At 51.4% G+C, this 23967-nt stretch carries 14 protein-coding genes; 5 read left to right on the top strand and 9 right to left on the bottom strand.

Annotated elements, in window-relative coordinates; genetic code table 11:
- Positions 1–21 precede the first annotated feature (21 nt).
- The 3 genes from ABD035_RS07970 (at position 22) to ABD035_RS07980 (ending at position 4964) form a co-directional block, all read left to right on the top strand.
- Positions 22–1686 carry an aspartate:alanine exchanger family transporter gene (locus ABD035_RS07970; RefSeq protein ID WP_212714755.1) on the top strand — a complete coding sequence of 555 codons (1665 nt, stop codon included), beginning with the start codon at positions 22–24 and terminating at the stop codon, positions 1684–1686.
- Positions 1687–1786: 100 nt separating this feature from the next.
- Positions 1787–3658: a sensor histidine kinase gene (locus ABD035_RS07975; RefSeq protein ID WP_212714756.1), complete on the top strand. Its 1872-nt coding sequence runs from the start codon at positions 1787–1789 to the stop codon at positions 3656–3658.
- Positions 3651–4964 carry a sigma-54-dependent transcriptional regulator gene (locus tag ABD035_RS07980; RefSeq protein WP_249213626.1) on the top strand — a complete coding sequence of 438 codons (1314 nt, stop codon included), beginning with the start codon at positions 3651–3653 and terminating at the stop codon, positions 4962–4964. Before ABD035_RS07975 ends, ABD035_RS07980 begins: the two co-directional genes overlap by 8 nt.
- Before the next feature lie 68 nt (positions 4965–5032).
- Here ABD035_RS07980 and ABD035_RS07985 read toward each other — a convergent pair whose 3' ends face one another.
- The 3 genes from ABD035_RS07985 to ABD035_RS07995 all read right to left on the bottom strand — a co-directional run bounded on the left by ABD035_RS07985 (position 5033) and on the right by ABD035_RS07995 (position 9672).
- Complete coding sequence (locus tag ABD035_RS07985; RefSeq protein ID WP_343869160.1) at positions 5033–7180, bottom strand: TonB-dependent siderophore receptor; 2148 nt, start codon at positions 7178–7180, stop codon at positions 5033–5035.
- 130 nt (positions 7181–7310) lie between these two features.
- On the bottom strand, positions 7311–8285 hold the full coding sequence (locus tag ABD035_RS07990; RefSeq protein ID WP_343869163.1) for a helix-turn-helix transcriptional regulator: 975 nt from the start codon (positions 8283–8285) through the stop codon (positions 7311–7313).
- Positions 8286–8469: 184 nt separating this feature from the next.
- Positions 8470–9672, bottom strand: coding sequence for an MFS transporter (locus ABD035_RS07995; protein ID WP_212714758.1), 1203 nt, complete (start codon positions 9670–9672; stop codon positions 8470–8472).
- Positions 9673–9766: 94 nt separating this feature from the next.
- Here ABD035_RS07995 and ABD035_RS08000 point away from each other — a divergent pair, with 94 nt between their 5' ends.
- Together ABD035_RS08000 and ABD035_RS08005 are read left to right on the top strand one after the other, a co-directional pair.
- Positions 9767–10726, top strand: a complete 960-nt coding sequence (locus ABD035_RS08000; protein ID WP_343869166.1) for a LysR family transcriptional regulator — start codon at positions 9767–9769, stop codon at positions 10724–10726.
- 385 nt (positions 10727–11111) lie between these two features.
- Positions 11112–13502: a membrane-bound PQQ-dependent dehydrogenase, glucose/quinate/shikimate family gene (locus tag ABD035_RS08005; protein ID WP_343869168.1), complete on the top strand. Its 2391-nt coding sequence runs from the start codon at positions 11112–11114 to the stop codon at positions 13500–13502.
- Positions 13503–13583: 81 nt separating this feature from the next.
- Here the strand turns inward: ABD035_RS08005 and ABD035_RS08010 are convergent, their stop codons facing one another.
- From ABD035_RS08010 to ABD035_RS08035, 6 genes are all read right to left on the bottom strand, one after another.
- The gene (locus tag ABD035_RS08010; RefSeq protein WP_025904070.1) at positions 13584–14087 is read right to left on the bottom strand and encodes a TIGR00645 family protein; all 504 of its coding nucleotides are present in this window, start codon (positions 14085–14087) and stop codon (positions 13584–13586) included.
- A 110-nt stretch (positions 14088–14197) separates the two neighbouring features.
- A complete protein-coding gene (locus ABD035_RS08015; protein WP_212714762.1) occupies positions 14198–16030 on the bottom strand; it encodes an ABC transporter ATP-binding protein in 1833 nt (610 codons plus the stop codon).
- A gap of 212 nt (positions 16031–16242) precedes the next feature.
- A complete protein-coding gene (locus tag ABD035_RS08020; protein ID WP_343869173.1) occupies positions 16243–17472 on the bottom strand; it encodes a thioredoxin family protein in 1230 nt (409 codons plus the stop codon).
- 107 nt (positions 17473–17579) lie between these two features.
- The gene (locus tag ABD035_RS08025; protein WP_343869175.1) at positions 17580–19247 is read right to left on the bottom strand and encodes an ABC transporter ATP-binding protein/permease; all 1668 of its coding nucleotides are present in this window, start codon (positions 19245–19247) and stop codon (positions 17580–17582) included.
- 38 nt (positions 19248–19285) lie between these two features.
- Complete coding sequence (locus ABD035_RS08030) at positions 19286–20965, bottom strand: ABC transporter ATP-binding protein/permease (protein ID WP_343869177.1); 1680 nt, start codon at positions 20963–20965, stop codon at positions 19286–19288.
- A gap of 378 nt (positions 20966–21343) precedes the next feature.
- A complete protein-coding gene (locus ABD035_RS08035) occupies positions 21344–23911 on the bottom strand; it encodes a TonB-dependent siderophore receptor (protein WP_343869179.1) in 2568 nt (855 codons plus the stop codon).
- Between the last annotated feature and the right edge of the window lie 56 nt (positions 23912–23967).

A 23967-nucleotide genomic window follows, 5' to 3' on the forward strand; every position in this document is an offset into this window, starting at 1 on the left:
TTTTTCCTTCAGGAGAAAATCATGAACTTCTTTATTTCCACTCTGCGTGAGAATCCGGACATAGCGATATATCTGACTCTGGCATTAGGGGCATGGTTCGGCACATTTACAATTAAAAAATTTAGTCTCGGCGTGGTCACCAGTACATTAATTGCCGGCCTGCTGATTGGTCAGTTGGGTCTGCATATTTCTCCGGTCATGCAATCCACGTTCTTTGATATGTTTTTATTTGCCGTCGGTTATGCCGTTGGCCCTGAATTTATCCGTGCCTTAAAAAGCGACGGATTACCTCAGGTTATTTTCACCGTCATTATCTGCTTATCCGGCCTGGGAACCGCGTTAGTGCTGGGTAAAATCTTCCATTATGACACTGCACTGACCGCAGGGTTGTTATCCGGCGGGTATACCAACTCTACCGTACTGGGCGTCGCCTCCAGCGTGATGTCTCAGAATGCCGCCGCCGCTGCCGCATTACTGCCTGTTGCCTACGCGGTCACCTATCCGTTCGGTACCGCAGGTTCAGCCTGGTTCCTGGCGACGCTGGGTCCGAAACTGATGAAAATCGATCTGCCTCAGGCCTGCCGGGACTATGAAAAAACCCACGGTGGTCCGCAGGAAGTGAAAGATTCTGCCTACATCAGCCATGTCGCCCGCGCACTGAATGTCAGAAACCCGGATTTCGTGGGTAAAACTGTCGCAGAAGCCGAAGACATGCTGGGTCACAAAGTCTTTATCCGTCGTATCCGTACACAACCGGAAGGTGCGGTCACCCAGTGTGAAGCCGATACTCTGCTGACTGAAGGTGCAGAGATTATTGCCTCCGGCCGCCTGGAAGATATCGTTGCCAGCCAGTCATTAATCGGACCGGAAAGTGCCGACGTTAACTTACTGAATTTTGCTACCGAAAAAGTCGATATTGTCCTGAGTAAAGCCGCCACCCGTGGCAGAACGCTGGGCGACCTGGTGTACAGCGAGTTTAATCGCCCGGGCCACGGTATCTTCCTGTTATCCATGACCCGTGCGGACGAAACGCTGCCCCTGGATATGGACAGGCCGTTAAAAACCGGTGATGTGCTGACCGTCAAAGGTGAAGGTAAGGATGTGGCCGCTCTGGCGGCGAAAACCGGCTACGCTGACCGTAACGGTAACACTTCAGACTTAATGTTTATGTGTGCGGGGATTGCCATCGGTTGTCTGGTGGGTGCCATCACCATCCATGTGGGGGGTATCCCTCTGAGCCTGGGAACCAATGTCGGTGCCATCGTCGCCGGGGTGATCTGTGGTTATATCCGCTCCGTCAAACGCACCTTCGGTAAAATCGCGAACCCGGCTATCTGGTTGTTAAACAATCTCGGCCTGAACGGATTTATTGCCATCGTCGGTATTAATGCTGCATCCGGCTTTATCGGCGGACTGAAACATTACGGACTCCCCTTATTTATCTGTGGGATTATTGTTACAATGGTTCCACTGATTGTAGGGCTGTTATTAGGACGCTACGTGTTCCGTTTCCATCCGGGGATCCTGTTCGGTGTCTGTGCCGGTGCACGTTCAACCACTGCGGCATTAGGGGCGATTCAGGATGCAGCGAAAAGCTCCGTACCCGCTATCGGATATACCGTCGGATACGCCGTATCGCGTCTGGTTATGGCTGTGCTGACCATCGTATTACTCAATATTTACTGACAGTCATCCGGGATATCTGAAACACTCCTCAGTTCCCGACCGCCGGTCTCTGTCCGGCGGTCGGAGCCGGCAAAAAATAAAAGATGCAGGACAAGAGGTCATGGTTCAGGAAGAAAACACTACATCGCCAGGTAATAGTTTTTTTAATTTCTCCCGTAAAAGTCTGCTACTGGCAGTCTGTCTTATCTTCTTTGTTTTCATCATCAACCTGATCAGCTATCACTATTTCGTTCCCCGGTTACTGGGTCAGGCACAATCTGATATTCACCGCAGTCTTCAGCGTAAAATTAATACCTTCGAGCGTAACCTCGATAAATACCGTTACCTGCCCCTGACGCTGGCAATGGATAGTGATCTGCAAAACTATCTGCTGTCCCCGCAAAATTATCCCTATGCAGATATCAGCCAGAAACTGAAAAATATCAGTCATGCGATTGGCGCGGACCAGGTCTTTCTTGCCTCTCAGGCCGGGATCATCGTCGCCTCGGAACAGACTTCCGGCCCGAATGCCTTGCGCGGCCATGATATTACTTTCCGTCCCTATTTCAGTCAGGCAGTTACCGGACAGGTGATGGCCTTTTATGCCGTCGGGACCACAGAAAATATGCCAGGCTATTATCTTTCGACCCGCATGTCAGCTGCGGGGAAAAATATCGGGCTACTGGCATTAAAAATTAATATGGATCATCTGTTTGTTCCGGATGCTCCCCTCAGCGAGCCGCTGGCTCTCTCCGATGCTGCCGGGATTATTATCTCCTCCAATATTCCGGGCTGGAAGTATCATACCTTTACCGAAACCGGCGCCGATTCTCTGCGGGCGGTGGAAGATACCCGTCAGTTCGGGGGATATAAAATTACCCCGCTGCAGGATATCCGCGAGAGTACCCGCGGTGGCAATATCCGGTTACTGTCCGTCCGTGGCGAAACCTTTATTACCGCCCGTGCCGATATTCCCGGCACGTCCATGTACTTAACCGGCATGACGTCAACCGCCCCGGTCTTCCGCAATGTCTGGCTGCGTATGGCATTGCTGAACAGTATTCTGACGTCGATCATTTTCTTCGGGTATCTGGTCAGCCAGCGGATGAAGCTGGTGCGGAAAATCGCCGAGAATAATGACGCGATCCGTCATGCCTACAGCCAGTTAGAAGTGCTGGTCGCCGAAAGAAGCCGTGAATTACAGAACAAAAATATTGAACTGGAGAAAGAAATCAGTGAACGGCTCGGCTTTGAGGAAAGGGAGCGGAATCTGCAGAAAGAGCTGATCCGTACCGAGAAACTGGCGGTGATTGGCCAGTTATCCGCCGGCCTGGCGCATGAGATTAACCAGCCTCTGGCGGCTATCCGGGCCTATTCCGAGAATACGATCATTTTCCTGCAACGCGGTAATCTGCAAGCGACTCAGGATAACCTGCTGCGTATTACTGCACTGGTAGAACGCATTGGTTCGCTGACCGGCCAGTTACGCTCTTTCGCCCGGCCCTCAGATGAGAGTATCAGCCAGGTCCGGCTGAGCCGGTGTATCGACAATGTGCTGATGTTGCTGAAACACCGGCTGGAAAAGAAACATATCGCCATCCATAAGGATCTTCAGTCGACCGGGATTTATGCCGAATGTAACGGACTGCGGCTGGAACAGGTGTTGATTAACCTGCTGGCGAACGCCATTGATGTGCTGGATAACCGCGACTCCCCGGCCATCAGTGTCCGTTTATTCCGCTTCTTTTCCGAGGCCATTATTGAAGTGACCGATAATGGTCCCGGACTGTCTGAAGACATTCTTGAACATATCTTTGAGCCCTTTTTTACCACCAAAACAACTACCGGGCTCGGACTGGGGTTAGCCATTTCGGCAGATATTATTAAAAGCTTCCACGGCAGTCTGAGTGCGGACAACCTGAGTCAGGGCGGCGCACGTTTCACTATCAGATTGCAACTCAGTCCTGAACAACAGGAGGATCTCATTGGCTGACTATGACGTATTAATTATTGAGGATGATGAATCTGTCCGTACCAGTTGCATTCAGTCCCTTGAGATTGAAGGGATCACTGCCAGTGGTGCCGGGTCGGTAGAAGAAGCCAAAAAAAGGCTTCCGCCGGCGTTTACTGGCGTCATCATCACCGACCTGCGCCTGCCCGGGCTGAGCGGCATGGATTTTCTGCAACAGATGCAGGCCAGCGATCCAGCCATTCCGATTATCATGATCACCGGGCATGGCGATATTCTGACCGCGGTAGAAGCCATGCGCAGTGGCGCTTATGATTTCTTACCGAAACCCTTTTCTCCCCAGGTGCTGATCCAGCAGGTCAGACGGGCGCTGGAAAAACGTAAGCTGACCCTGGAAGTGGCTAAATTACGTCAGCAACTGGCGCATGTCAGTGATCTGGATAGCCGCTTTCTCGGCCATGCCCAGCCGATGTGTGAACTGCGGGAAATGGTCAGAAATATCGCCACCACCCCGGCCAATGTCATGATCCATGGTGAAACCGGCACAGGAAAAGAGTTACTCGCCCGCTGTATTCATGATCTGAGCGGCAGGCCGGGTAACTTCGTGGCCCTCAACTGTGGTGGCCTGCCGGAGACCCTGTTTGACAGCGAGATATTTGGTCACGAGCGCGGAGCGTTTTCCGGGGCCACCCAGAAGCGTATCGGTAAGATTGAGTATGCTCAGGGTGGCACGCTGTTTCTCGATGAAATCGAAAGTATGCCGATGGCGATGCAGATCAAGCTACTGCGTGTCCTGCAGGAGCGTCAGATCGAGCGGCTGGGTGCCAATCAGCCCATTCCCGTGGATATCCGGGTGATCAGCGCGACAAAAGCCGACCTCGGCGTACTGGCTGAGCAGGGGGAATTTCGTGCTGACCTGAATTTCCGACTGAATGTCATTGAGCTACCCATCCCGCCATTACGTGAGCGTCGGGAAGATATTCCGCTGTTATTCAAATATTTTGCCGGGGTCGCGGCTACCACCTTCGGGCGGGAGCTGCCGGAAATCGATACCGTCAAAATGCAGAATTATCTCACCTGGCCATGGCCCGGCAATGTGCGTGAACTGCGTAATGAAGCGGAGCGTTGCGTGCTGGGAATGACCGGAGAAGCCGGACGCCATGGTTCTGACCATGTGCTGAGCCTGCCACAGATGGTCGAACACTTTGAAAAAGACCTGATCATCTCCGAGCTCAGTAAGCATCACGGTAATATCTCCCAGGCCGCCGAAGCGCTGGGTATCGCCAAGAGTACACTGTTTGATAAAGTGAAAAAATACGCCCTGCAGTAAGCCGGGCGGGCCCCGCCCGCGTTCATCACGGGGCCCGCGACCATCACTTCGCCGGGGGTCTGCCGGGATCAGAAATGATAGTTAACACCGGCCTGCCAGGTACGATCACGACCTATCCAGCAATAGCTGCTGCTGTAGCAGGTATAGGTCATCTTATTGGTCAGATTTTGCGCGCCGGCTTTCACAGTCAGGCCTTTCAGGGATGAGCTCAGCACCCCCAGGTCATAACTGACGGCCACATCATACTGTGTATTTCCCCCCGTGGCTGGCAGGGAATTATCCGCCGTTATCTCGCTTTTACCGAAGTAGCGGACTCCAGCCCCCAGCATTAAGCCGTCCAGTGCCCCCCGGGTGAAGGTGTAATCTCCCCACAGGTTTACGCTGTTTTCCGGCACCTGAGTCACCCGTTTACCCTGATAAAGCGCATCTTTCGTATTCACGGCATGGGTATAGGCATAATTCGCAATGATATTGACATTGTCCAGCGGACGGCTGACCAGGCTCACCTCGGCCCCCTTCGACTGCACCTCACCGGTCTGGCGGTAGTTCAGTAATCCGGCGGCGGTGTAGGTATAGTCCGTGGTCAGAACATTCTTCTCTCTGATAGAGAAGACGGACGCCGTGACGGTGGTGGCATAGTCAGGTAATAAATATTTTACCCCGCCTTCCAGTTGTTTACTGGTCGTCGCCTTCGCCTGGCTGCCTGTCAGCGTTCCCTGCGGAGATACCGGCAGGAAGCCCTCTGAATAACTGAGGTAAGGCGCAATACCGTTGCGGAACTGATACAACGCGCCCAGCCGTTTGCTCACCTTATGCTGATCGATCGCCTGCTGACTGCCGGCATTCAGATAGTCCGTGGTGGCGGACTGGTAATCGTCATAGCGCAGACTCGCCATCAGATTCAGCGCGCCGTATTCCACCTGGTCCTGCAGATAATAGCCGCGCTGGTTGAAACTCAGCCGGTCATTAGTGGCAGTATACAGACCCGGATTATCGCTGGTCACCTGGCTGTAGTCGGGGCTCAGCATATCGATGCCCGGATAGGCAGTCCCATACCGGTAGGTCATATGCGAGCTAAGATGCTGGTAGTCAAACCCTGCCAGAAAATGGTGCTGCCACTCCCCCAGACGGACGGTCCGGGTCAGCTGGTTATCGATATTGATACTTTTCAGCCCTTCATCCGTCGTGTAACCAAAGCGGGAAAGCTGAGTATCACTGCTGCCGGTGCCGGTGGCATAAATACTTTGCTGATGGGTGTCCACGCTGAAATACCGGGCCTTCTGAACCACGCCCCAGCCACTGTCGAACTGATGTTCAAAACGGTAGCCCAGCATCCCTTCACGCTGCCTGAAACCATTCCATCGGTCACCGGCATAGGCCCGGCGCGAGGCATAGCCACTGCGTAAATAGGCCAGCGGCAGCGGGTTGGAAGGCGTCAGGCTCGGCTGATTCTGATATAAGGCATCCAGTGTCAGGCGGGTCTGATCATCGGGTCGCCAGCTGACCGACGGCGCTATCAGATAGCTTTCATGTTTCGTGGTCACGGCCTGGTCATTCCCTTCACTGCCTTTGGCGATCAGACGGTAGTCCCAGTCGCTGTCGGCAATCGGCCCGGTGGTATCGATATACCCTTCTTTCAGGCCGCGGTTACCGGTGGTAAAGCCAGCGTCAGTACTTTGTACTGGCTGAGGCTTTTTACCCTGAATATTCACCAGCCCGCCGGGTGAGGCATTGCCATACAGCACCGACGAAGGCCCTTTCAGGATATCGACCTTATCAATCAGGATCGGGTCAATGTTGGCTTTGGTATTGCCGGAAACGTTATAGGGCAGTTCCAGTCCGTCATAATATTCATGCTCAGCCTCAAAACCACGGATTTTATATTCGCTCATATACGTGGTCGACCCGCGTAATTCCGTCGACACGCCGGCATCGTAACGCAGGATTTCATTCAGCGAATTCGCATGACGCAGGGCAATTTCCTGCTGACTGATCGAATCAATGGTTTGCGGCGTACGGCTCTCCGGAACCGCCGATTTGGTTGCACTATTCACATAAGGTGCGACGGTATTGTGGGGATCCTGTCCCCCGCCAGCCGTCACCACCAGCGTGTCTGTCGCCGCTGCGCACCACGAGGAGGAGAGTGCTAATGCGGAGCTGACTGCCAGCCCGCACAGACGTAACCGGAAATGTGTTGCCGTAATCTGCCTTGCCATAAAGAGTTTCACCATTTTTTTTATTGACTGTTCGCGCGCTATTATTGCGGTATTCAGGAAGTCAGCCGCTATGCCTGGTGACGGTTTATGTATGGCAAACGACAAAACTGGCAGGTTTAAGGCATTTTTTTCAGGCCCGGAAAGAGAGATCGCTGCTCAGGCCGCTGGGGGCTATACCGTAACGGCGCCGGAACGCGGTCGCAAAGTTGGTGGCATGCTGATAACCGGACATCCACGCCGCCTGTTGCACGCTGTATCCCTGCAACAGATAACGCCGGGCCAGTGCCAGCCTGCAGTCACGCAGGTAATTAAATACGGATTCACCATAAGCCTGACGGAACTTCGTTCGCAGGCTGCTGCTGCTCATTGCCGCCGTTTTGGCCAGCGAATCCAGGGTATGATTTTGTTCCGGACTGGACTCCAGTAACTGACGCACAGCCTCCAGCCGGTAATGCCCGTCAGGTAATGCAGGCACCCGCGGTACGCCGTTTCTGATCTGCTGATTCAGCGTCAGCCCCAGTAGTTGCAGCATCAGTCCCTCCAGCATCAGCTCACGGGCAATGGCCGGTGTTTGCCGGCTGATAGCAAAACGCATGCTGATCATCATATGGTCCGGCATCGTCCAGACGGCACAGGGTGAGGTGTGTTTACGCCAGCTTTCCGGCAGAGTCACCCGCGACGGGTCCACAGAAAACTGAGAAGGATTAATGCCCAGCGAGACAGTGACCAGCCGCTGATCTTTCTGGTGACTGGCGTGAAGAATGCCCTGTTTCCCCAGCCGGGTACTTAAGACTGTCCCGGCCGTGATCTTAAAAGGCCGGCCGTTAAGGCGTAAATCCACACAGCCTTCTAACACCACCAGCAGAAACAGTGGCGAATGTCCGGCAGAGGTTGACTCATAAGGCCTGAGGATTTGTAAGTCAGAATGAGTGACATTCAGGCCGGACGCCAGTTGCCATTCCTCTACCTTTCCGCGCACCACCGCCGTATTTTCTTCCGTCACCGGAAAACGGTAATCAATCGCGTACCGGTGACCGAATTCAAGGAAATCTGCCACAGAGAATGACTGTTCACTGGTTTCAGAAAGTGTGCGGTTCATAGGCATTAAGGGGCCGGCTGGGGCAGGACGTTTCTGCCATTAGGGACAAGGGGACATAGTAGCACTGAGGCCGGCAAACAGTAAATCAAATGATAAGCATTTGCATTTATGAGTAATAAACGCGGGACCGGGCGGGATAAAAATGGCAGAGAACAGGCCGCGGCGGGATTACCCCGCCACGGCGACTGCGTTAATTATGCAAGTGGCGACTGCATAAACGGACGATTAATGCGGCTATCGCGGCCACAATGGACACCACCACCACGCCATTCCAGCCATCGTGGGTCAGCGCCAGGCTTCCCAGCGCGGAGCCCGCCGCCATACCGATAAATACCACGGTAAACAACAGGGCATTCAGGCGGCTCCGGGCTTCAGGCACCAGCCGGAAGACCAGCGTCTGGTGGGCCACCAGCGAGGCCTGGATCCCCAGGTCAAAGATCACCGCACTCAGGATAACCAGCCCCAGTTGTCCGTGAGCCGGCAGAAGCGGCATCAGTAGCATGATAGCAAAAGCCACAATCACCAGACCTGCCCCCAACTGAGTGACCCGGGCCGGACCAATTTTATCGGCCATCCCTCCGGCCAGCGGTGCGGCTAAAGCCCCTGCGGCACCGGCCAGTCCGAACGCCCCGGCAACCGCACTGTCCAGATGAAAATCCTGATACAGCATCAACGCCAGCGTTGACCAGAAAGCGCTGAAGGCCACCGATAACAGGCCCTGAGCGATGGCGGCCCGACGCAGAGTCGTATGCTCATGCCACAGATGCCACAGCGAACGCATCAGCGTTGTCCACGGCACCGGCGCTGCGGGCCGGAACGACGGCAGTCTCCGCCACAAGGCCAGCGTAATCAGTAAAACCGAAAACGCTGCCAGGAAATACAGACTGCGCCAGCCCAGATACTCACCTATCACTCCGCTGACCACCCGTGATAATAATATGCCGCTCAGTAGTCCGGTCATGACCGTTCCCACCGTTTTTCCGCGACTCTGTTCCGGTGCCAGCGCCGCCGAGGCCGGAACGATATCCTGGGCCACCGTGGCGGCAAGGCCGGTCAGCAGGCTGGCAACCAGCAATAAATTCAGCCCGGGGGCAATTCCGCACAGTACTAATGCCAGTACCAGCATCAGCCCTTTCAGGGCGATCAGTTTGCGGCGATCGAACCGATCGCCCAGCGGCGTCAGTAACAGAATACCCAGCGCATACCCTATCTGGGTCAGCATCGGGATCAGACCGGACTGCGCCGTGGTAGCGTTAAACTGCTTCCCCATGATCCCCAGCAGCGGCTGACTATAATAAATGGCAGCAACACTTAATCCGGCACCGGCGGCCAGGGTAAAGAGCAGCGGTGCTGATAATTCTTGTTCATTCATGGTCTGCCTGATTGCTGACATGATGGTTTCTCCCCCTTTGAATTGCGCTTAGTAGACCTGAAAGAGGTAATACATGGTAGACGTAAATAAAACAGAACTGTTATACCTGTAACGTATGAAAGTTATCGCCGCGGGAAGCATCGACCGCATTGAACTGATGCAAACCTTTATCAGGATCGTGGAAAGTGGCAGTCTGTCGGCCACCGCACGCCAGTTAGGCGTCAGCCAGCCCACTATCAGCCGGCGGCTTCAGGCGCTGGAACACATGCTCGGCCAGAAACTTATCCTGCGAACCACTCATGCCCTGAAATTGACGGATGACGGGGAGCGCTGCTATCGCCATGCCGGGCAGCTGGTCGCCAACTGGCATGCGCTGGAAGATAACCTGACCAATACCCGCGATGAACCGGTGGGGACCTTACGGGTGCGCGCTCCGCATGCGTTCGGTCAGGATCAACTGATTGGGCCACTGGTACACTGGCTGAAAAACTCCCCGGAGCTGACTATCGAGTGGATGCTGAATGACCGGACACCGGATTTCGTCGCCGAAAATATCGACTGTGCCATACAGGTGGGCGCGCTGAGTGACCCGGGACTGGTTGCGATACAGATAGCTGAAGTTCCGCGACGTATTGTCGCAACCCCTGACCTGTTAGCCCTGACTCCTCAGCTGAACAGCCTGCCGCAACTGGCCGCACTGCCCTGGCTTTCGCTCAGCACTTTCTATCGTACCGAAGTCACACTGAAAAATGTTCACACCGGTATCAGCCAGACCATCACTATTCATCCCCGCCTGAGCAGTGACAGTATCTATGCCATACATAAAGCCGCGCTTTCGGGATTGGGCGTCGGACTGATTTCTTCCTGGGTGACGGAAGATGACCTGGCCACGGGCCGCCTGCAGGAACCTCTGCCTGAATGGCAGGCCACACCGTTACCTGTCTGGCTGACCTATCCGTGGGCCAGCTATTATCCGGCGAGGATGCGCCATTTTCTTACCATGATAAAACAGGTGATGCCAACCCTCACCGGTACCCGTCCTGCAATTACGGATCCTCCCGCGCGGAGAAACTAACAACAGCCCCCGGCTATCCTGGTTCCGCCACCCCGTGAGCCCTGAACTGTCCGCACCGGGGTGTCACCTCAGGGGCTAAGTGCAGAAAGCGGGGCCTGATTATTCCCGGTCACTCGCCGGGGACAGGATTTCTCTTGGCCATCCGATCCCCTCCTGTGCCTGATCCCGCCCTGTCGCCTGCCCGATAACGGCGGATCGTCTCTCCCCGACAACAACCGCTGCCAGCCCGCCTGGTATAAAGCGGCATTTCGTGGCTTCTTTTCGAAAATAAGTTAACTGATGATTTACAACCTATATTTTTTAAACTAATAGTTAACATAACATTAACCATACAGACACTTCTTTACTTAAGGCAGAAAGTCTTCTGCGTTCAGGGGATGTATCGATGAAAAAAGTACCGCTCTTTGTAAGGATAATGGCAATTATCCTGCTCCTCTGTGGCTTGCCGCTGATTTTTGGCGGCGGCTATTTAATCTCTCTGTCCGGCTCCTGGTACTATCTGCTCGCCGGGATTGTCCTGCTGATCTCCTCGGTGCTGCTGTTTAAGGGCCGGCGGTCAGGGGTCGGGCTGTTTTTTGTGCTGTATGTGGCCTCGGTGTTATGGACCCTGTACGAAAGCGGCAGCGATTACTGGGGCTGGGTGCCACGGTTATCTGTACTGACCGTGCTCGGATTTTTATTATCGCTGGCCATTCCGTCTCTGAACGGTGGTCGTAAAAAAGGCCTGAGCCGTGGTCTGACCGGGTTGTTCGTGGTCATTTTCATCGCGGCCTTTGGCATGGCGTTTGTACCGTTTCACACCTATCGCTCTTCGGCCCCCCCGCCGGATTCCCCTCTGGCCAGCCAGGATAACCCTCCGGCCGTCAGTCAGCCTGACAGCGACTGGACCTATTACGGACGGGATACTCATGCCACGCGTTTTTCTCCGCTGAGTCAGATTAACCCCGGCAATGTCGGCCAGCTGAAACGGGTATGGACTTACCGCACCGGTGACCTGCCACAACCAGGCCAGGTCAACAAATGGGCCGCAGAAAATACACCGATCAAGGTCGGCGATGCCGTGTATGTCTGTTCAGCGCGCAACAATATTATCAAGCTGGATGCCGCCACCGGGAAACAAATCTGGAAGCATGACAGTGGCGTGAAATATGAAAGTATTCCGTATACCGCGGCCTGTAAAAGTCTTACCTGGTATACCTCGCATGTCGTCCCGGAAGGCCAGGCCTGCCATAACCGCCTGATTGTCGGCACCCTTGATGAACGCCTGATTGCGGTGGATGCACAGACCGGTGAGTCATGTCAGCAGTTTGGTGATCACGGCCAGACTAACCTGTTAACCGGCCTGGGACACACCGTCCCCGGGTTTGTTGCCGTTACGGCTCCGGTGCCCATCGTCGATGGTGTGATTATTGTGAATCACGAAGTGCTGGACGGGCAGCGTCGCTGGGCCCCTTCCGGAGTGATCCGTGGATATGATGCAGAAACCGGTAAGTTTAAATGGGCGTGGGATGTCAATAATCCGGGCGTCCATAGCGAACCGACAGGTGATCACTATTACAGCCGTGGCACCCCGAACTCCTGGGCCGCCATGACCGGTGACGATAAACTGGGTCTGGTCTATGTCCCGACCGGTAACTCCGCCGCCGATTACTACAGTGCACTGCGTTCACCGAACGAGAACCGTGTGTCTTCTGCTATCGTGGCGCTGGATGTCAAAACCGGTGATGAGAAATGGGTGTTCCAGACCGTGCACAAAGATGTCTGGGACTACGATATCGGTTCACAGCCCACACTGTTTGACTTCCCTGGCGCAAATGGCCAGAGCATTCCCGCGATGATCGTGCCGACCAAACGGGGCCAGACATTTATCCTCAACCGTGCCACCGGTCAGCCGTTAAGTAAAACAGAAGAAAAACCGGCACCTGCCGGAGTGATCCCGGGCGACCCGCGCAGTCCGACGCAACCCTGGTCTGTGGATATGCCTCGTCTGGGGATGAAACCACTGACCGAAGCCAAAATGTGGGGGATATCGCTGTTCGATCAGTTGGCCTGCCGGATTAAATTCAGACAAGCTAATTATGTCGGTGAATTTACCCCGCCGTCGGTGACCAAACCCTGGATTGAATACCCCGGCTATAACGGCGGCAGCGACTGGGGCAGTGTGGCTTATGATCCGCAGACCGGTTTACTCATCGCAAACTGGAATAATACCCCGATGTATGACCAGCTGGTCAGCAGGAAAGAAGCCGATAAACAGGGGCTGGTTTCTATCGATTCGCCGGCCTATAAGCCTGGCGGCGGCGGGGCTGAGGGGAATGGCGCGATGGCAGACACCCCTTACGGGATTAATGTCTCACCGTTCTTCGCTCCGCTGACCAAAATGCTGTGCAACGAACCGCCTTATGGCATGATCACCGCGATCAATATGCATACACAGAAGGTACTTTGGCAGCATCCGCTGGGCAGTGCCGAGAAGAACGGTCCGTTCGGTCTGCCTACCGAATTACCGATCAATATCGGTACACCGAATAATGGCGGCCCCATTATTACGGCAGGCGGACTGACCTTTGTTGCGGCGACCACCGATGACAAGATCCGGGCTTACGACAGTAATACCGGTAAAGAAGTCTGGAGTGATACGTTACCTGCGGGGGGCCAGGCAACACCGATGACCTACTCTGTGGGTGGCAGGCAATATCTGGTCATTATGGCAGGCGGGCATCACTTTATGGGAACCCGGGTGGGCGATTACGTGATTGCCTATGCGCTGAACTGATGATATCGGGCATCCGCCGTCTGTGAAACAAAACAGCCCCGCCATTGCTGACGGGGCTGTTTTTTTACCGGGGCATCAGGATCAGTGACCCCCTTTCGCCTGCCGTGACATCTTATCCAGATAGCCCATCACAAAGGCAGACAACACGAATGTCAGATGCAGCAGGATGTACCAGAGCACTTTACTGTTATCGATGGTTCTCATTTCCATAAAAACCCGTAACAGGTGTATCGAGGAGATCGCCACAATGGAGGCAGCCACTTTATTTTTCAGCGACCCGGAATCCATTTTCCCCAGCCAGTTCAGCTTTTCTTTATGCTCATCGATATCCAGTGCCGAAATAAAGTTTTCGTAGCCGGACAGCATGACCATGATCAGTAATCCGCCCACCAGAGACATATCCACCAGCGACAGCAGCAGCAGGATCAACTCATTTTCGCTGACAGACAGGATGTGGGGCAGCACATGAAAAATCTCCTGAAAGAACTTAATGGTCAGAGCCAGTAATCCCAGAGAGAGGCCAAAATACACCGGAGCCAGTAACCACCGGGTGGCATACATCAGATTTTCGGTAAAACGTTCCATAACAATCCGGAAATAATGAATAATAAAATCAGTATACCTGACAGGATCTCTGCTCCGAAGCCCCGCGACCACTTTATCTGCGGTCACGGGGTTGGAGTACAGCGGACCGGTCAGTCTGCGCCGACAAATCCCCCGGTCTGACGCTGCCAGAGCCGTGCATAGACCCCTTGTGCCGCCAGAAGTTGCTGATGGTTGCCTGTCTCCACAATCCTGCCATGCTCTAACACAATCAGCCGATCCATGCGTGCGATGGTCGACAGACGATGTGCAATCGCAATCACGGTTTTCCCGTCCATCAGAGATTCCAGGCTCTCCTGAATCGCGGCCTCCACCTCGGAATCAAGGGCGGAAGTGGCCTCATCCATCACCAGGATCGGCGCGTTTTTCAGCAATACCCTCGCGATAGCAATACGCTGACGTTGTCCGCCGGAGAGTTTGACGCCACGCTCACCGACATGTGCATCCAGGCCGTAGCGGCCCTGGGCATCCGAGAGTTGAGGAATAAATTCTTCTGCACGGGCCCCGTGCAGGGCTGCCTCAATTTCGGCATCGGTGGCCCCGGGGCGTCCGTAGAGTAAATTATCCCGGATCGAACGGTGCAGAAGCGAGGTGTCCTGGGTGATCATCCCTATCTGGCTGCGTAAACTTTCCTGGGTGACGTCGGCAATGTTCTGCCCGTCGATGGATATTGCTCCGTCATTCAGGTCATACATACGTAACAGTAAATTGACCAGCGTTGACTTGCCGGCACCCGACGCCCCTATCAGCCCGATTTTCTCCCCGGGCCGTAGTGTCAGATCGATATCCGAGAGGATCGGCCGGCCCTGACCATAGCGAAATGAGACATGGTCAAAACGGATTTCTCCCCGGGTGACGGTCAGCGCCGGCGCACCAGGTTTGTCCTGAACACTCAGCGGCTGAGAGATGGTCGCCATCCCATCCTGTACCATACCGATATTGGCAAAAATACCGTTCACCACCCACATGATCCAGCCGGACATATTGACCAGCCGGATCACCAGCCCCGTCGCCAGCGCAATGGCGCCGACGGAAATCAGCGACTGGCTCCATAACCAGAGAGCCAGCCCGGTGGTGCTGACGATTAAGGCACCGTTCAGGGTCGAGAGGGTCACATCCATCGCGGTGATCATCCGTCCCGCCAGCTGAGTGGTTTCCGTCTGTTCGAGGATAGCCTCACGGGCATTTTTCTGTTCCAGGTCACTGTGGGCAAACAGCTTCAGGGTTGAGATATTGGTATATCCGTCAACAATAAAGCCCATCAGTTTCGACCGGGCTTCCGAGGAGACCACAGAGCGTTGCTTGACCCGCGGGACAAAAAAGACCAGACAGGCCACATACACCACCAGCCAGATGATCAGGGGGATCATCAGCTTCCAGTCCGCCTCAGCAAACAGCACCAGCGCGGTAATTGCATAGATGGCCACATGCCAGATAGCATCCACCAGTTGAACGGCTGAGTCACATAAGGAACTGCCGGTCTGCATAATGCGCTGTGCAATGCGTCCGGCAAAGTCATTCTGGAAGAACGTCAGACTTTGCCGCAGCACATAATTATGGTGTTGCCAGCGCATCAGGCTGGTCAGACGGGGGTTAATCGTCTGATGGATCAACAGGTCATGCAGTGCAATAAACACCGGACGGATGATCAGCGCCACCGCCCCCATCCAGCTCAGCAGCAACCAGTGATCCCGAAAGACCGATGCCGGATGCGCACTGTCGACTAAATCGATGATCTTACTCAGATAGCTGAACAGCGCGACCTCGATCAACGCACCGATCAGACCGACAACCAGCAACCCGGCAAAGCAGGGCCAGACCTGACGAAGATAATAGGCATAAAACCGGCCAGGTGTTTTCGGCGGGGCATCCGAAGGTGGATCCCGGAAGATATCAATAAATCGTTCAAAACGTTCAGATAACATAACATCACAGCCCGACACTAAGAATTGAACCGATAGCTTAGTGCAAATCCTCTTATCCTTCAGCATCCGTAAGAAGATAACAGAGCAGTCAATCCCCCCGTCCGCTGCACCGGGCGCACAGTCGGACATCTGTAAGCGGGTTCACCGTGGCGGACACGTGATGTCAGGGCAGGATACCGCAGCCTGCCCTGTCATCTGCATGATCACCTGAGTCAAAGAAGGGTTATAAAATATTCTTTTAATGACCGGGAAGGATGACCTCCAATGACCTGCTGATGAATATCTGTTTCTTTCTTTTGAAATTCGCTGTTTTCTTCATTCAGTTCTGCCCAGACAGTGAATAATGCCTCACTGTATGCCTGACCATGAATATCGACCCCAGCCTCTCTGTCTACCGCGAGTTTATTCCTGATCCAATCCATTCTCTCCTGACGAATTTCAAATATTTCCCGGTCTGTCCAGCCTGCGGCCAGCTGGTATTGGTATTCGTAAAAAGCATAAAAAAAGCGTGAAAAATCATCAATCTGGCTTTTATTTTCCACACGTAATGGCGGCGAGTTTCTGGAGATGAAAAAAGCCAGTAAATACCCGACTTGCCCGTGAGGCTGAGAATTCTCCATACAGACAGTGGCTTCGGAGGCAATGTCTTGCCATAGCGACATGGCAGAGGGTTGGCCTTCAATCACCTGGCCGATCGCCTGACACCAGGCGGCAGTCAGTTGCTGTTGCTGATCGCTAAATTTAATTCCCGGACTTTTAAATAACGCCTCCTGTAACCAGTGACGGATACTTTGCAGGGGGATCAGACTATAATCTTTACCGGCTTTAATCTTCCCGGCCAACCGATGAATGTCGTCAGTCTCCTGAAATGAGAGGAAGGAGAAAAAATGCAGGAAAACATCCGGTAAGCCGAATACCCGTGACAGATAGCCCTTTTCATCATCGATAGCACTCAGAAGATTACCTTGTTTCGTGTCTCCGGCCGTTATTTCACCGGATGCCCGGTCACTGTCAGAGAGAGAAAGTAACTCTCTGGTGAAGAGGCCCAGCACGCGCTGATCATGATAAAAAGAAAGCCAGTCATAAGATTTATAGAGATAAACAGGCTCCCCGGCATTGCTCTGACAGCCATGACGGGTCAGCCATGTCACAAAGTCAGCTTTACCGGCCACGCCGTTTTTCCTGGCGACCTCGCTGCCATTACGAAACAAAATCAGCGTCGGAATACTTCGGACATTCAGTTCAACCGGAACTTTATTATAGTCATCAATATTAACTTTAATAATCTTAAGCTCATCAGAGTAATCAACAGACAACTGTTCAAGCACGGGTTCCAGGGATTGACAGGGAGCACACCAGGGTGCCCATAAATCCAGTAATACAAACCCCTGCTGCTGACTGAGAAAATAAACAGGATTTTCTGCGGTAAAATTCATCATCATAATCACTCCGGAGACTCAATATCACTGGATAAACACCGGCTAATACCTCAGCCCTATCCGGCTGGATCAGGTTTAAACACCTGCCCCGCTGTCAATTTGGTTGCAGATTATGCATGGCTAATGGGGTGATATTGCCAATGGCCGTCTGCTGACAATACGAGATTCATGCTGTGATAACGGGCCAGTTCTTCCCGATGTGCAACACTGATAACAAGAATCCGATGTTCTGCCAGTAAATGATAAACCCGCGCTTCTGTCTCAGAATCCAGTGCACTGGTGGCCTCATCCAGAAAGACATAGGCAGGTTTACGCAATAACACCCGGACAAAGGAAACGATTTGTTGCTCCCCCAGAGAAAGTTCTTTTTTCCAGTCAGACTGCGCGTCAAATCCGCCATGTTTATGGATAATATCTTCCTTTCCTAACTGGTGAAGGATATGGGTAATCTGTTCATCGAAATTATCGTTATCCTGCTGTGGATAGATAAACTGAGCGCGCAGACCGGCGGTGGTCATATAGGTTTTTTGAGGTAAAAACATGATATCGTGATCTGCCGGAAGATTGACCTCTCCCGTGGCATAGGGCCATATTCCGGCCAGCATCCGGAGTAACGTACTCTTCCCGACCCCGGTCGGGCCGGTGATCAAAGTATTTTCAGTGATGGTAATACTGATATTTCTGATCAGACGGGTTGTCGCATCAGGTAAATAAACGTTCACCTCGTTCAGCGTTACGTTATCAGAGAAATGACGATGGGCGCCCTGACTATTACTCTCTTTTCCGGCAATCATCCGGTCCGCATTTTTGATCTCGCAGACACGATTCACACTCGGTACCATATTAATAATATTAGGAATTAAAAATATCAGCTGATTAGTCATGATCCAGGCAAAAAAGGCACTACCGGAGACCTGGTCAATCGTTCCGTACTGTATTTTACCGGAGAAATAGAGAGGCACGATAAAAAAGAGCGGGAGCACCGTGTACAAAGCATTAAATATCACCCCCACCACCGTGATAAACATATTATAAAAAATCGATATTTTCGTCCATCTGACGACAACCTGCAGCAAACCGAATAATCTGTTCTTTTCAGTATTCTCTCCCTGGTAAAAAGAAATAACCTCGGCATCATCCCTGAGCTGAACCAGTCCGGTACGATAGTCTGCGCTGGATTTCAGGATATTCCAATTAATTTTTATTAATGGGTTATTGATCAGAATATTCACAATAAAAATGGAGACTAAAGAAATAATAATTGCGTGACTTAACTCCGGAGAAACCTGGTTGATGATCCCCAACTGAATGCTGAAAGTCATTATCACCCCAAACACCCGGGTCGGCAGGTCAACGATAGCCTTACAAAAGGTATTGATATCCTGCTGTATCCTCTGGTCCGGATTATCAATTTCCTGATACATTTCTATTTTATAAAATGACCGGTTCGTTAAATAATCACCCACAATCTCGTTGGTCAGATTTTTTCGCCAATCCTGCACCAGCCAGGATGAAAAAAAATCGGTGCTCCTGAACAATATGTTAATAAAAATCGTGATAAAACTTAGCCATATCAGCAGCCGCCAGTAGATCGAGTGTTTGCCCACCAGAGCATTGGTCTGGTCCGCCATCAGCCTGGATATATATCCTCCCATAGTGCTGGTGAATACGGTAATTAAAATGCACAGCAGCAACATCCCCCAGGGTTTGAACGCATTTTTTCCGAACCAGTATCCTTTGGTCAGTTCAACGATCCCTTTGAAAAAAAGACTGTTCATCCGATATTTCCGGTTATTTCCTGACGAAAAAACATTTATCATTTTGAACCCCCTGAGGGTAATATTTCTGCCCCGGAAGGAATAACGTTAATTCTCCAATCCCCCCGGGAGTGTAGCGTTAATAAATAATGATGATATTTCATCACCGTCTTATTATGAGCAATAGTGATAATATTGATATTCAGACTGACTAATTGTTGATAAATTAAGTCTTCGGTGACAGGGTCAAGCGCACTGGTCGCCTCATCGAGGAACAGATAACCGGGTTTTGCCAGCATAACTCTCGCCAATGCAATACGTTGTTGTTCACCCAGAGATAAACTGTTCCTCCAGTTTTCAACCGAATCGAGTGATCCGTACCGGCTTATCATCTCAGACAGGTTTACCTGCTGTATGACGGCCTGTAATTGCTGGTCGCTATAGGTGTTTTTCGGGTAAGGATAACAAAACTGATCACGTAACGAACCATTGATCAGGTAAGGCTTTTGCGGTAGAAAAAAGACATGATCCTGCGGAGGCATTTCAACCTGACCCTCGCCTTCATTCCACAAACCGGATAACACACGGAACAGTGAACTTTTTCCGCTGCCGGTCTTACCCATAATGACTATATTGTTTCTGCCAGCCGCCTCCGGGGGCAATCCGAAATTAAGCTTATCAAACAGAATATTTTTAGTACCGGGGACATAAATACTCAGGTCGGTGACTTTTAAATGGTTTCCGGTGGTCATTTTCACGCAAGGTATCGGGCGGTTCATTCCTGAATTGTTCTGCTCATTACTTTCCTGAACTTCTGCCAGACGATCGATAGAAGGGGTAATTTGAATCACTTGCGGAATCAGCCTTGTCAGTATGCTGAAGCTCATCAGCATCATGCTGGCTGAAGCCACCCCCTGCATCACCTGCCCATAGCTCATTTGCCCTTTAAAATACACCGGCACCAGGATAACCATCGGCAGAATGCTCCACAGTAACTCGATAAAATCAGAACTCAACCCGACGAACCACTGGTAACGAACGTTAATCATGGTTTTATTAATTGTGCGATCGAGGAACCTGTAAATGACTGAAGTTTCTGCCTTCTCCCCTCTGAGTAAGGCGATCTGTTCTGCGTTGCTCTTCGTTTGCATTAATGAATAACGCAGATCACCCTCAGCGACTTTTATTTTAAAAATCTGACGAATGGTCGGACGATAAATAAAATAAGTGACAAAAAATTTGAATAATGTGTACCCCACCACCAGAATAATGATCTGCGGGGATAAAGTATAAAGAATGGATGCCTGAACAATAACATCCCCGACAGAGGCCAGGAATGCCCGCGGGATTTCAATCAGGGTACTGCAAACGGGTGAGATTTCTTCCTCAATACGCTGGTCAACATTATCTATTTTTTTTTGTTGTTGAATATTATAGTAATTTTTCTTATAAAGAAGTTTAGCGAGAGTATCTTTTGACAACCACGGCCACCATACGATGTTAATCAACCCTTCCAGTAAGGGCATAACCCCCGTCATTAAAGAACGAATGACGCCGTACAGGGTCAGCATAATAATATATTTTATATATTCATCCTGATGTTTAGCAACTAAGGCATCGGTAGTCTCTTTGGTCATGACCGAAAATGAAGCGCCGGAATAGGTGTATCCCACCACTGCGGCAGCCAATACTGCCAGAACCAGCCAGGCTTTCCGGGACGCCTTATTCAGCCAGAACATCCGATACAGTCTCCAGACTCTTCGGAAAAACAATGCATTGAGTCTATATCTGCTATTGTCTTTATCTATTTCCTGCATCGACATATTCTTATTCCCGTTGTTCAAGCGTGACGTTTTACCGTGAAAAGTTCAGATGGGTTAAATGCTAATATGCAAGCGATAAAACACAGAAAAACTCTCCTTAATTTCGCAGACTAAGGAGTATATCTCAGGGAATCATTAAAAAACTAATAACATATAAAAGCGGTGATACTCGTGAATTCCTCAAAGAAATAAAAAATCATTCATCCCCCTCCGGGTCGGGGTTATAATACAGCATCAGATCTATTAATTACGCTTCACACTTCGAATCATCCCACCGGGAAATTATTTCTCAGGTTATTGAAATGTGCCGGTCAACGACAGAACATAATTCCTTGGGGCACCGTAAAAATATCCAAAGGTCCCGTAGTTAGTTCCTGCCGTTGAATAGTAATTTTTATCAAAGATATTATTAACCAGTAAATCTATATTCCAGGCAGGGGTCAACTGATAACCCGCATGGGCTGAATAGACCGCGAAAAAGGGCTGTTTCACTGTAAAATCAGGTCCGTCATAACGGGCTATGATGCTTCTGGTCTGACTCTGAGCCGTCACTCCCCCGCCGAGGGTGATTTTCTTCATCACATCGCCGCCGTTGACAAAATTATAATCCGTCCAGACTCTTAGCATATGTTTAGGTGTATAGCTATTTACTGCCTGATTCAGGTCGTTGTCAGATAACGGGGGTTTATAGCTGGTTAAATAGTTATAGGAGGCCATCACTTGCCAGCTGTCGGTCAGATTCCCACTGATTTCACTGTCAATCCCCTTAACGATGGTTTGTTTGGGATTTATCTCCCAGTAATAACCTTCCATTCCATTCTGGTTATACTCAGGATCAATAACAATTGTTGATGTATTTGTCAGCCGGGTTTTATAGAAAGAGATTGAAGCATTAAGGGTGCCATCTTTCCTGCCATATTTGAGTCCCGCCTCCATATTATTACCCTGCTCAGGCGGCAGAACAGCTCCCTGCCGATCTCTTACAGAAAGTTGTGGGGTGAAAACATAAGCATAATCACCATAAACCGACCAGTTATCACTCAGGTCATAGCTGACTGAATAATTGGGTTTCTCCCACTTCCGGGTATTTTGGTTGTTTTCGTCGCTGCCACTGAATGGACTATTCGTTCTTGAATAGGATTTATAACCATCAAGCCGGAGACTCATCCCGAGATGCAGGCTGTTCAGCGGAGTAATTAAAACGCTGCCAAAGACATCCCAGGTTGAGGTATCCACCTCTGACAGTGTTCCATACGTTTGTGGGTTAACGGGAGCCAGCGGAACCTCATGCCAGTGAAACGGGCGAAGATCCGGACGGTGATTACCAAAGATTCCGTAGTCAGGGAAATATCCCTTTGCGGCTGAAGTATAGCTATTGTAATTTTTGTCATATTTCGCGCCAAAGATTAATTTTTGTGTGAGTCCGCCAATATCAAAATCCCCTGATAATTTAGTGTCCCAGCTATACGTCCTGGCTTTTCCCTGTACTCCACTGCCGGAAATACTATCAAACTCCCCGGTACCCTCGTTTATCGGGCCGGCAGTACTGGGCATCAGACTACCAAACTGAGTATATTGACCATCATAGTTAGTTTTCAGCCCCCACTGATCACCCAGTTGCTGCTCCCAGCCGGCAAAGAATTCTTTAGTCTCTGTGTGACTGAATGCCCAGGGCTGTGTAAAGGATGTCTTACGGGAAAATTTTGGATCGCTTCCGTCTTCATACATCGAAAGCCCGCTAATCCAGGGCGTCGCATTCAGACGATGATAATTCACGCCTGCAGTCAGAAGTGTTGAGGGGGTGAGATTAAATTCTAAAATATTATAAACCGTGCGATCGTCACGGTTGGCATAATGATAGAAATAATCCTGTTTTTGCCAGGAAAGTACCGTTCTGCCCCGCAACGAACCAGAATCGTTAAGCGGCCCGCTTACGTCCAGCATATTTTGATAGTTATTCCATGACCCTGCGGCGGTGGAATAGATTAACTGAAAATGATCGACCGGGCGTTTACGTACCAGATTGACCGAACCTGAAATGCCGCTGGAGGATGAAAATCCTCCCAGCATATTCGCTCCGCGCAATACTTCAACATGATCATAGATGGCACTGCTAAGGTTGTTGTTGTAACCCACAGTATTACCACCATTGGAAATATCAACACTGGTGCCGCCGTCCACCGTTGCCTGATTGATGGCAAACCCGCGGGAAAAAAAAGTACTGCCCAGATTGCCACTGGTCTGCGCGACAGTCACACCGGGCGCTTTACTCATTATTTCGCTCAGTGTCTTAGTGTTTTGCTCCGTAATCTGTTTATGGCTGATCACAGAAACTGATTTAGTCATATCTTTCACATTGGTGGCCTTACCGTCCACCGTACTGGCCATACTGCCGTTGAGGCTTCCGGAACCTTCGGTAGCCGTAATATCACTGCTGCCGTTAACACCCGTGCTCATCGCTGTCGCGGGTGGGAGACTTTGCCCTTCAACATTAACCACGCCGATAGACTCGCCCTGACTGCCGGTATCAACCGGGATGATTTTCAGTGTGTTCGCCGAGACAGTCTGCCAGGCCAGCGTGGTGCCCGCCAATAACCGGGTCAGCACGCTATTGATACTTCCTTTCCCTGTGAATCCCCCGCTGACTAACCCATGAACGTTACTCTCATCAACCTGTATTGATAAATTCGCCTGGCTGGCGAATCTCTGCAATGCCTCCTGCAACGAAATACCCGCCGGAATAGTAAAGGTGATATCTGCTGCCCTCTGTTCAGTTCCGGCGGCCAGTACCGAAGCAGAGGCATGAAAAAAGACGATGGTTAGCAGGGAATGGATAACGAGTATTTTTCTTTTTTTAGGCATGATAGCGATCTTCTCCGGGTATTTACCTGCCCTGACGTATTAAGCAGATTAATAAA

The sequence above is a fragment of the Tatumella terrea genome (assembly GCF_039523755.1).
GTDB lineage: Bacteria > Pseudomonadota > Gammaproteobacteria > Enterobacterales > Enterobacteriaceae > Tatumella > Tatumella terrea.

Coding starts and splice junctions, on each gene's coding strand:
- ABD035_RS07985 (WP_343869160.1), bottom strand. CDS start 7,180: ATGGCAAGGCAGATTACGGCAACACATTTCCGGTTACGTCTGTGCGGG.
- ABD035_RS08010 (WP_025904070.1), bottom strand. CDS start 14,087: ATGGAACGTTTTACCGAAAATCTGATGTATGCCACCCGGTGGTTACTG.
- ABD035_RS08020 (WP_343869173.1), bottom strand. CDS start 17,472: ATGATGATGAATTTTACCGCAGAAAATCCTGTTTATTTTCTCAGTCAG.
- ABD035_RS08015 (WP_212714762.1), bottom strand. CDS start 16,030: ATGTTATCTGAACGTTTTGAACGATTTATTGATATCTTCCGGGATCCA.
- ABD035_RS08000 (WP_343869166.1), top strand. CDS start 9,767: ATGAAAGTTATCGCCGCGGGAAGCATCGACCGCATTGAACTGATGCAA.
- ABD035_RS08035 (WP_343869179.1), bottom strand. CDS start 23,911: ATGCCTAAAAAAAGAAAAATACTCGTTATCCATTCCCTGCTAACCATC.
- ABD035_RS08025 (WP_343869175.1), bottom strand. CDS start 19,247: ATGAACAGTCTTTTTTTCAAAGGGATCGTTGAACTGACCAAAGGATAC.
- ABD035_RS07975 (WP_212714756.1), top strand. CDS start 1,787: ATGGTTCAGGAAGAAAACACTACATCGCCAGGTAATAGTTTTTTTAAT.
- ABD035_RS08030 (WP_343869177.1), bottom strand. CDS start 20,965: ATGTTCTGGCTGAATAAGGCGTCCCGGAAAGCCTGGCTGGTTCTGGCA.
- ABD035_RS07970 (WP_212714755.1), top strand. CDS start 22: ATGAACTTCTTTATTTCCACTCTGCGTGAGAATCCGGACATAGCGATA.
- ABD035_RS07995 (WP_212714758.1), bottom strand. CDS start 9,672: ATGTCAGCAATCAGGCAGACCATGAATGAACAAGAATTATCAGCACCG.
- ABD035_RS07990 (WP_343869163.1), bottom strand. CDS start 8,285: ATGCCTATGAACCGCACACTTTCTGAAACCAGTGAACAGTCATTCTCT.
- ABD035_RS08005 (WP_343869168.1), top strand. CDS start 11,112: ATGAAAAAAGTACCGCTCTTTGTAAGGATAATGGCAATTATCCTGCTC.